This window comes from Rhodococcus sp. P3_B8, from assembly GCF_056402775.1.
In genome coordinates this window covers 1-9,508 of record NZ_JBFUGT010000256.1, presented here as the reverse complement: position 1 = coordinate 9,508, position 9,508 = coordinate 1, and the positions used below count along the sequence as shown (strand labels likewise).

The window sequence follows — 9,508 nt, the reverse complement described above, 5'->3', positions numbered from 1 at the left end:
GTCACAGACTCACTGGTGAATAGCCGACTACCGGACTGGCTCACAGAATTCCCTCTCGACAGTTGTCCTGAACAGCACGTGAAAACAGCTTAGCTGCGTAATACCGCGAACGACCCTAGCGCCACCCCGGCGGGAGTGACACCTTTCGAATCACCGAAACTCTGCCGGATGTGCCGTCAGAGTGTTCGGAACAGCTGGTCGACGGCGTCGAGTACCCGGCTGGCCATCAACGCCTTCGATCCGTGCTCGAGCGCAGACTCGGAACCGTCGGCTCCGAGCAGCCACCCGTCGTTGTGGTCGACCTCGAACGCCTTGCCCTCGCCGACCGCGTTGACGACGAGGAGGTCGCAGCCCTTACGCGCGAGCTTGGCCCTCGCGTAGGTGAGGACGTCGCCGTCGGCGTCGCCCGTCTCGGCCGCGAATCCGACGATCACGGTCTTGGACGGGATCTCGCCGTCCCGCCGGGACTGCACCAGCCCGGCGAGGATGTCCTCGTTCTTGGTGAGTGCGATCGAGTCGGGCTCGCCCGCACCCTTCTTGATCTTGCTCGCCACCATCGTCGACGGCCGGAAGTCGRCCACCGCCGCGGCCATGATCACGGCGTCGAATCCGGGCGCGTGCTTGCCGACCGCGACCCGCATGTCTTCCGCCGTGCGGACGTGCACCATGTCGACGGCGGCCGGGTCGGCGAGGCCTGCGGTGTAGCCGGAGACGAGGGTGACCTCGGCCCCGCGCTGCACGGCGAGCCGGGCGATGGCGTATCCCTGCTTGCCCGAACTGCGGTTACCGAGGAACCGCACCGGATCGAGCGGTTCGCGGGTGCCGCCCGCGGACACGAGGATCCGCCGGCCCTCGAGATCACGGGGCAGGGCGTCGGGACGCTCCACCAGCAACGACGCCAACCCGACGATCTCGTCGGGTTCCGGCAGCCGGCCGGCGCCGGTGTCCTTGCCGGTGAGGCGGCCGGATGCGGGTTCGATGACGGTCACGCCCCGTGCGCGCAGCGTGGCGACGTTGGCGACGGTGGCCGGGTGTTCCCACATCTCCGTGTGCATCGCGGGAGCGAACACCACGGGACATCGTGCGGTGAGYAGCGTCGCGGTGAGGAGGTCGTCCGCGCGTCCCGCCACGGCCCGCGCCATGAGGTCGGCGGTGGCGGGCGCGATGACGACGAGGTCCGCTTCCTGCCCGAGACGGACGTGCGGAACCTGCGGAACGTCGGTGAACACACCCGTGTGCACGGGGTTGCCCGACAGCGCCTCGAACGTCGCCTTGCCGACGAACTCGAGCGCGGACTCCGTCGGGATGACCCGCACGTGGTGACCGGCCTCCGTGAAGGCCCGGATGACGGCACAACTCTTGTACGCGGCGATGCCGCCGCCGACACCGACGACGATCCGCTTGCGGGCTGCCCCCGCCAGAACCGGTTCCGGTGAATCCGTCACGTGCCCGGTGCCCGGGCCCGCTGCCTGTTCAGGCACGGCAGATCCTCCGCTCACTCGCCTTCGGTGTGCTCGAGAAGATCGGAGTGGATCTCACGCAGCGCGATCGACAGCGGCTTCTCCTGCAGGCCCGGCTCGACGAGGGGGCCGACGTACTCGAGGATGCCGTCACCGAGCTGGTTGTAGTAATCGTTGATCTGACGCGCACGCTTGGCCGCGTAGATCACCAGCGCGTACTTCGACGACGTGCGTGCGAGAAGCTCGTCGATCGGAGGATTGGTGATGCCGAGCGGGGTGTCGTAAGCCGGCAGGGCGCCGTGGCTGGGAGTTGCGGACGCTACTGCGGGGGTGCTGCTCACTCGGTATCTCCTGAAATAGTTCTGGCTAGTTGATGTGAGATCTAGTGGGTCGACTCGGACTGTTCCGGTCGTCCAACCAACAAGGATACCAACTCGTCGCACGATCGGCTGACATCCTCGTTCACGATGACCTCGTCGAACTCGTCCTGCGCCTCCAGCTCGACTCTCGCGGTCGCGAGACGCCGCTCCACCACCTCGGCGGATTCGGTGCCCCGGCCGGTCAATCTCTCGACCAGCACGTCCCAGCTCGGGGGCGCCATGAAGACGAGCAGAGCCTCCGGCATCGCGGCGCGGACGGCCCGCGCACCGGCGAGATCGACCTCGACCAGCACCGGTTTGCCCTGCTCGATGGCCCGGCGTACGGGTGCGGCCGGGGTTCCCGACAGCTGGAGTCCGCCGTGGATCTCGGCCCATTCGAGCAGCTCACCGGATTCGATCATCCGCTGGAACTCGTCGCGAGAGGTGAACCGGTAGTCCTTGCCGTCCACCTCGCCCGGGCGTGGGTCGCGCGTCGTCGCGGACACGCTGAAGACGAGCTCCGGCATCCGTTCACGCAGGAGTCGCACCACGCTGGACTTACCGACGGCCGAGGGGCCGGCCAGAACTACCAGCCGACCCCTCCGCACTGCGGTCTTGCTCTCTGACACTTGTGCGTCAGCTACCACTGTCGTGCTCAGGCCTCGAAGTCGAACCTGGCGAGCAGGGCCTTCCGCTGCCGATCGCCGAGGCCACGGAGGCGACGGGTCGGAGCGATCTCCAGCTCGGTCATGATCTCCTGCGCCTTGACCTTGCCCACCTTGGGCAGCGCCTCGAGCAGTGCCGACACCTTCATCTTGCCCAGGATCTCGTCGTCCTCGGCGTCCTTGAGAACCTGCTTGAGGTCGGTGCCACCACGCTTCAGGCGCTCCTTGAGCTCAGCCCTGGCCTTGCGGGCAGCAGCTGCCTTCTCCAAAGCAGCAGCGCGCTGCTCATCAGTCAACTGGGGAAGGGCCACGGTTCCTCCGTCTCGTCGTTGGCAAATAGTCCAAACCACTGGATAACCAGCAGCGATAGCGACCGTACTCACGCCCGGCGCCGATTGCGAACCCACCCCCCGAGGTCAGAGCCGGATTCGGGTGGGCTATGAGAGTGCGGACTCGATCTCGTCGCGGACCTTCACGGCCGCCTCACGCAGTGCCGTCACCGACGGTCCGGCACGGAGAACACCACGAGAACTGTTCGGCAACAACAGTTTTCGAGAATCGGGAAAAATGTCGGCGAGGTCACCGGGAGTCGCGCCCTGGGCGCCGAGACCGGGCGCGAGAATCGGTCCGGAAAAATTCGACAAATCCAGGCCGTGTCCGCGTGTCGCGCCCACCACCAGACCCACCAGACCGGGTTGCGCGTCGTTGTGCCGGACCGCCGCGTCCACCACGGACTGGGCCACGGACGCTCCCCCGGCGGTCTGCGCCGCCTGCAGGTCGCCGCCCTCGGGATTGGACGTCCGGGCCAGCACGAAGAGCCCGCGGCCCTGCTCCGCCGCCAGCGACAGCGCCGGGTCGAGCGCACCGAATCCCAGATACGGCGACACCGTCACCGCATCGGAGGACAGGGCCGACTCCGCACCCAGCCAGGACTGCGCGTACGCCGCCATCGTCGACCCGATGTCCCCGCGCTTGGCATCGGCGACGACGAGCGTCCCTGCCTCTCTGAGGACCGAAATGGTGCGTTCGAGCACCGCGTACCCGGCGGAGCCGTACGCTTCGAAGAACGCCACCTGAGGCTTCACGACGGCCACCTCACCGACGAAGGCCTCCACGCAGATCTCCGCGAACGTCTCCAGCCCCTCGGCGGAGACGGGCAGCCCCCACGCCTCGAGCAGTCCCGGATGCGGATCGATCCCGACGCACAACCGCCCCCGGTGCTCGACCGCCGCTGTCAGCCGATGCACCCAGGAGTGGTGGTGATGGTGTCCGCTCACGACGACGCGGAACCGCTCGCGGGAGCCACGACGACGGCGGGCGACCGCAGCCGCTCGTGCAGCGCCTGGAGCGACTGGACACCGATGTCGCCGCGAATCGCGGCCTCGATGCCCTGCACCGCGGCGGACGCACCCTGCACGGTGGTGACGCACGGGATGTTCATGGCGACGGCCGCGCTGCGGATCTCGTAACCGTCGACGCGCGGTCCGGAGTTGCCGTACGGCGTGTTGATCACCATGTCGACCTCGCCGTCGCGGATCATCTCGACGATGGTGCGCTCACCCTCCTCCAGCTTCTCGCCGGAGTGCTTGTGCACCTCCTGGCAGGTGATCCCGTTCCGGCGGAGAACCGCCGCGGTGCCCTCGGTGGCCAGGATCCGGAAACCCAGGTCGGCGAGCCGCTTGACCGGGAAGATCAGCGATCGCTTGTCCTTGTTGGCGACGGAGACGAACACTGACCCCGACGTGGGCAGCGAGCCGTACGCGGCCGTCTGGCTCTTCGCGAACGCGGTGCCGAAGTCGGCGTCGATGCCCATGACCTCGCCGGTCGACTTCATCTCCGGGCTCAGCAGGGTGTCGATGCCGGTGCCGTCGGCGCGCCGGAACCGGWTGAACGGCAGCACGGCCTCCTTGACGGCGACGGGTGCGTCCGCCGGGGTCGAGCCGCCGTCGCCGGTGGCCGGGAGCACACCGCTCGCACGCAGGTCGGCGATGGACTCGCCCAGCATGACGCGGGCGCACGCCTTGGCGAGCTGCACCGCCGTCGCCTTCGACACGAACGGCACGGTGCGGCTGGCGCGGGGGTTGGCCTCGAGGACGTAGAGGATGTCGTCCTTCAGGGCGTACTGGACGTTGAGCAGGCCCTTGACGCCGATGCCCTTGGCGAGCGCCTCCGTGGAGCGGCGGACGTTCTCGAGGTCGGCGCGGCCGAGGGTGATCGGCGGCAACGCACAGGCCGAGTCGCCCGAGTGGATGCCGGCCTCCTCGATGTGCTCCATCACACCGCCGAGGTACACCTCGGAGCCGTCGCAGAGCGCGTCGACGTCGATCTCGATGGCGTCTTCCAGGAACCGGTCGACCAGGACGGGCCGGTCGTCGGAGATCTCGGTGGCGCGGGAGATGTAGCTCTCCAGCGACGCCTCGTCGTAGACGATTTCCATGCCGCGGCCACCGAGGACGTACGACGGGCGCACCAGCACCGGGTACCCGATGCCGGCCGCGATCTCGCGGGCCCCGGCGAACGTGGTGGCGGTGCCGAACTTGGGAGCGGGCAGACCGGCCTCGACCAGCACCTTGCCGAACTCGCCGCGATCCTCCGCGAGGTCGATCGCCTCAGGGCTGGTGCCGACGATCGGCACGCCCGCGGCCTTCAGCCGCTTCGCCAGACCCAGCGGGGTCTGTCCGCCGAGCTGCACGATCACGCCGGCGACGGTGCCCGACAGCGTCTCGGCCCGGTACACCTCGAGCACGTCCTCGAACGTGAGCGGCTCGAAGTACAGGCGGTCGGCGGTGTCGTAGTCGGTGGAGACGGTCTCCGGGTTGCAGTTGACCATCACCGTCTCGTAGCCGGCCTCCGACAGCGTCAGTGCGGCGTGGACGCAGGAGTAGTCGAACTCGATGCCCTGACCGATGCGGTTCGGTCCGGAACCGAGGATCAGGACCTTCGGACGCTCGGTCTGCGGGGCCACCTCGGACTCGGCCGCCGGGTCGAGTTCGTACGTGGAGTAGTGGTACGGCGTCTTCGCCTCGAACTCGGCGGCGCAGGTGTCGACCGTCTTGTACACGGGGTGGACGTTCCACTGCTCACGCAGCGCCCGGACGGCGTCCTCGCCGCCGATCTCGGGGCGCAGGGCCGCGATCTGCCGATCCGACAGGCCGTGGTGCTTGGCGCGGCGCAGTACCCGCTCGGTCACCTCGGGCGCCTCGCGCAGCGTGTCGCCGAGCTCGTGGATCTGCAGGATCTGGTCGAGGAACCACGGGTCGATCTTCGTGGCGTCGAACAGCTGCTCGACGGTGGCGCCGAGAGCGAACGCCTTCTCGAGGCCGTACACGCGGCCGTCGCGGGGGATGCTCAGTTCCGCCAGGAGGCTGTCCAGGTCGGTGGCCTCCACGTCGGGTCCGGTCCAGTACCCGGCCCGCTTGGTCTCCAGCGAGCGCAGCACCTTGCCGAACGCCTCGGTGAAGTTGCGGCCGATCGACATGGCCTCACCGACCGACTTCATCGTCGTGGTGAGGGTGTCGTCGGCGCCGGGGAACTTCTCGAACGCGAACCGCGGCGCCTTGACGACGACGTAGTCGAGGGTCGGCTCGAAGCACGCCGGGGTTTCCTTGGTGATGTCGTTGACGATCTCGTCCAGCGTGTAGCCGATCGCGAGCTTCGCGGCGATCTTCGCGATCGGGAAGCCGGTCGCCTTGGAGGCGAGTGCACTGGACCGCGACACGCGCGGGTTCATCTCGATGACGACGAGGCGTCCGTCGGTGGGATCCATGGCGAACTGGATGTTGCAGCCGCCGGTGTCGACGCCGACCTCGCGGAGAATGTCGATCGAGAGGTCGCGCATCGCCTGGTACTCACGGTCCGTGAGCGTCATGGCGGGGGCGACGGTGATCGAGTCGCCGGTGTGCACGCCGACGGGGTCGACGTTCTCGATCGAGCACACGATCACGACGTTGTCGCGGCCGTCGCGCATCAGCTCGAGCTCGTATTCCTTCCACCCGAGGATCGACTCCTCGATCAGCACGTTGGCCGTGGGTGACGCGGCGAGACCGCCGCCGGCGATCCGCGTCAGGTCCTCGTCGTCGTAGGCCATGCCGGAGCCGAGGCCGCCCATTGTGAACGACGGCCGCACCACGACGGGGAAGCCCAGTTCAGCGACGGTGTCGCGGACCTCGTCCATCGTGTAGCAGACACGGGAGCGCGCGGACTCGCCGCCGACCTTGGCGACGATGTCCTTGAACTTCTGCCGGTCCTCGCCGCGCTGGATGGCGTCGAAGTCGGCACCGATCAGCTCGACGTCGTACTTCTCGAGGATGCCCTGCTCGTGCAGCGCCACCGCGGTGTTGAGGGCCGTCTGGYCGCCGAGCGTCGCGAGGACGGCGTCGATCGGGTGGCCCTTCTCCGCCTCGAGGGCGATGACCTTCTCGACGAATTCGGCGGTGATCGGCTCCACGTACGTGGCGTCCGCGAACTCGGGGTCGGTCATGATCGTGGCCGGGTTGGAGTTGACGAGGCTGACCCGCAGGCCCTCCTCGCGCAGCACCCGGCAGGCCTGGGTTCCGGAGTAGTCGAACTCACAGGCCTGGCCGATGACGATCGGCCCGGAGCCGATCACCAGGATGTGGGAGAGATCTGTACGGCGTGGCATTAGTTCTTGACTCCCTCGAGCAGGCTGGTGAAGCGGTCGAACAGGTACGCGGCGTCGTGCGGGCCCGCCGCGGCCTCGGGGTGGTACTGCACCGAGAACGCGGATCCGTCGAGCAGGCGGACCCCCTCGACGGCACCGTCGTTGGCGCAGGTGTGGCTGATCACGGCCTTGCCGAACGGGGTGTCGAACTCCTGCCCGGCCTCGCCCTCGAGCGCGAACCCGTGGTTCTGCGCGGTGATCGCGATGCGTCCCGTCTCGTGTTCGACGACCGGGATGTTGATGCCTCGATGACCGAACTTCATCTTGTAGGTGCCGAGACCGAGAGCCCGCCCGAGGATCTGGTTGCCGAAGCAGATGCCGAACAGGGGCAGGCCCTGCCCGATGACTTCCTTGGTGAGGTGCACGGCGCCGTCGGCGGTCGCCGGGTCGCCGGGACCGTTGGAGAGGAAGACGCCGTCGGCCTTCAGGTCGAGGATCTGCTCGAGCGTCGCGTTGGACGGGAGCACGTGCACCCGGATGCCGCGCTCGGCGAACATGCGCGGGGTGTTGGTCTTGATGCCGAGGTCGATCGCCGCGACGGTGAAGCGCGCGTCTCCCCCGGTCGGTTCGACGACGTACCCGCTGGTGGTGCTGACCTCGCCGGCGAGATCCGCGCCGAGCATCGACGGCTGGCTCTTCACCCGGTCGAGCAGCACGTCGGTCTCGGCCAGTGCGTCGCCGGAGAACACCCCGGCGCGCATCGAGCCGCGGGTGCGCAGGTGGCGGACCAGTGCGCGAGTGTCGATGCCGGCGATCCCGACGACCCCCTGCTTCACGAGCTCATCCTGCAGGGACCCGGTGGCGCGCCAGCTGGAGGTGCGGCGGGCGGGGTCGCGGACGACGTACCCGGCCACCCAGATCTTCGCCTCGGCGCTGCTGCCGGTGGGGCCGACGGACTCGTCGTCCTCGTCGTTCCATCCCGTGTTGCCGATCTGCGGCGCGGTGGCCACGACGATCTGGCGGTGGTAACTGGGGTCGGTGAGGGTCTCCTGGTAGCCGGTCATGCCGGTGCTGAAGACGGCCTCACCGAGGGTCTGGCCGACGGCACCGAACGTGGTGCCCCGGAATGCCCGTCCGTCCTCGAGGACCAGTACTGCAGAGTCGGTGTCGTAGCCGCTCATGCGTTCTCTCCGTTCTGCTCGACCTCACCAGAGCTCGCCGCATTCGCTGAATCTTCACTGTCTGTCTTGCCGTCCGGCTCCCCTGCGCCGACCCAGGCGGGGTACACGGACTTGTCGTCGCTCCGGAAACCGGTGTCGATCTCGGTGCCCGTCGGCAGTTCCCACCGGATCACGAGGACGCCGTCCTTGCTCATGACCTTGCCCGCGAGACCGCGCTCGGTGCGCACGGCGCGGACCGCGTCCTGCGGAATCCAGATCGCCGACGCCCCGTCACGTTCGAGCAGGATCCCGGCCGCGTAGCGGGAGATCTCCCCCGTCGCCCGGAAACCGAGGTCGCCGACCGCGATCCGGTCCTGCCAGCTCGGGGCCAGGGTGCTGCCCACATACAGTCCGGTGGCCGGGGCGATCGTCTGCTCGCCGAGGTGCGCGGGCACGGCGGGAAGCTGCCCGACCCGGTCGGCCTGACGGCGGGCACGACCGCGCCACCCGATGTACATGAGGAAGATGGCCAGCGCCCAGAACGCGACGAGGCCGACTATCCACAGAATTCTCTCCACCGTCATCCCCTACCGTTCCGCACCGGGACGCGGGCCTGGCCGTCGCTCGCGGTGACCCGGCCACGGAGGATCRTCGTGGTCACCCGCGCCGGCAGCGTCATCGACTCGTACGGCGTGTTGTGGGCGACGCTGGCGAGATCGGGGCCGTGGACCGTCCATTCGGCGTCCGGATCGATCAGCACCAGGTTGGCGGGCTCGCCGACCTCGATCGGGCGACCCTGGTCGTCGAGTCCGACGATCTCGGCGGGCCGCTCACTCATCACCCGCGCGACGCCGCGCCAGTCGAGCAGGCCCGTGCGGACCATCGTCTGCGCGACGATCGACAGTGCCGTCTCCAGTCCCAGCATTCCGGGTCGGGCGGCCGCGAACTCGCAGCACTTGTCCTGCTCGGCGTGCGGTGCGTGATCGGTCGCGACGCAGTCGATGATCCCCTCGGCCAGTCCGGCCCGGAGCGCGGCGACGTCGCTCGCCTCCCGCAGGGGCGGATTCACCTTGTTGACGGCGTCGTACGTCTCGAGCCGGGAGTCGTCGAGCAGCAGATGGTGCGGGGTGACCTCGGCGGTGATCGAAATGCCTTGGCCGCGTGCCCACTTCATCAGTTCGACGGTCCCCGCGGTGGAGGCGTGGCAGATGTGCACGCGCGCCCCGGCGTCGCGGGCGAGCAG

General features: G+C 68.6%; 9 protein-coding genes. All 9 read right to left on the bottom strand.

Annotated elements, in window-relative coordinates:
* Positions 1-176: 176 nt before the first annotated feature.
* Positions 177-1,481: a bifunctional phosphopantothenoylcysteine decarboxylase/phosphopantothenate--cysteine ligase CoaBC gene (gene coaBC, locus AC1D1G_RS36100; protein ID WP_477955871.1), complete on the bottom strand. Its 1,305-nt coding sequence runs from the start codon at positions 1,479-1,481 to the stop codon at positions 177-179.
* Between the two features lie 14 nt (positions 1,482-1,495).
* On the bottom strand, positions 1,496-1,801 hold the full coding sequence (rpoZ, locus tag AC1D1G_RS36095) for a DNA-directed RNA polymerase subunit omega (protein ID WP_005241734.1): 306 nt from the start codon (positions 1,799-1,801) through the stop codon (positions 1,496-1,498).
* A 41-nt stretch (positions 1,802-1,842) separates the two neighbouring features.
* On the bottom strand, positions 1,843-2,466 hold the full coding sequence (gene gmk, locus AC1D1G_RS36090) for a guanylate kinase (protein WP_011598864.1): 624 nt from the start codon (positions 2,464-2,466) through the stop codon (positions 1,843-1,845).
* 8 nt (positions 2,467-2,474) lie between these two features.
* Positions 2,475-2,795: an integration host factor, actinobacterial type gene (mihF, locus tag AC1D1G_RS36085; RefSeq protein WP_005262298.1), complete on the bottom strand. Its 321-nt coding sequence runs from the start codon at positions 2,793-2,795 to the stop codon at positions 2,475-2,477.
* A gap of 126 nt (positions 2,796-2,921) precedes the next feature.
* Positions 2,922-3,761, bottom strand: a complete 840-nt coding sequence (gene pyrF, locus AC1D1G_RS36080; RefSeq protein ID WP_477955868.1) for an orotidine-5'-phosphate decarboxylase — start codon at positions 3,759-3,761, stop codon at positions 2,922-2,924.
* Positions 3,758-7,126, bottom strand: a complete 3,369-nt coding sequence (carB, locus tag AC1D1G_RS36075; RefSeq protein WP_477955867.1) for a carbamoyl-phosphate synthase large subunit — start codon at positions 7,124-7,126, stop codon at positions 3,758-3,760. The genes pyrF and carB overlap by 4 nt, the downstream gene beginning before the upstream one ends.
* On the bottom strand, positions 7,126-8,286 hold the full coding sequence (gene carA / locus AC1D1G_RS36070; RefSeq protein WP_222820817.1) for a glutamine-hydrolyzing carbamoyl-phosphate synthase small subunit: 1,161 nt from the start codon (positions 8,284-8,286) through the stop codon (positions 7,126-7,128). Before carA ends, carB begins: the two co-directional genes overlap by 1 nt.
* Positions 8,283-8,849, bottom strand: a complete 567-nt coding sequence (locus tag AC1D1G_RS36065) for a PH-like domain-containing protein (RefSeq protein WP_120659116.1) — start codon at positions 8,847-8,849, stop codon at positions 8,283-8,285. Before AC1D1G_RS36065 ends, carA begins: the two co-directional genes overlap by 4 nt.
* Positions 8,846-9,508, bottom strand: a 663-nt coding sequence (locus tag AC1D1G_RS36060) for an amidohydrolase family protein (protein WP_477955865.1), incomplete at its 5' end; no start/stop codon positions are given. The genes AC1D1G_RS36065 and AC1D1G_RS36060, both read right to left, overlap by 4 nt.